The organism is Nocardioides sp. CPCC 206348 (assembly GCF_048654705.1).
Classification (GTDB): Bacteria; Actinomycetota; Actinomycetes; order Propionibacteriales; family Nocardioidaceae; genus Nocardioides.
This window is the reverse complement of sequence record NZ_JBMCZA010000203.1, coordinates 5,751-5,965: the sequence shown is the minus strand read 5'-3', so window position 1 is coordinate 5,965 and position 215 is coordinate 5,751. Positions and strand designations below refer to the sequence as shown.

The following is a 215-nucleotide window of genomic DNA, read 5'->3' as shown; positions in this document are numbered from 1 at the left end:
GTCGGCGGTGATCCGGGCCGCAGATGGCGCGCATCAGCACCTCGGCCGCGAACGGCGGGAAGCTGGGCAGGATCTCGTTCGGCGCGGCCGGCTCGGCCTCGCCGGGGTCCACGCCGGTCAGTGCGTGATAGGCGAGTCGTCCCAGCGACTCCGGGTCCAGGTCCGTGACGCCCCTCAGGAGCGCGAGCGCCTGGTCGGCCGGCAACGGCTCCGGT

General features: G+C 74.4%; 1 protein-coding gene. It reads right to left on the bottom strand.

From position 1 onward, the window contains the following. Positions 1-215: hypothetical protein (locus ACOADB_RS20075; RefSeq protein ID WP_378602570.1), on the bottom strand; the 215-nt coding region annotated here is incomplete at both ends.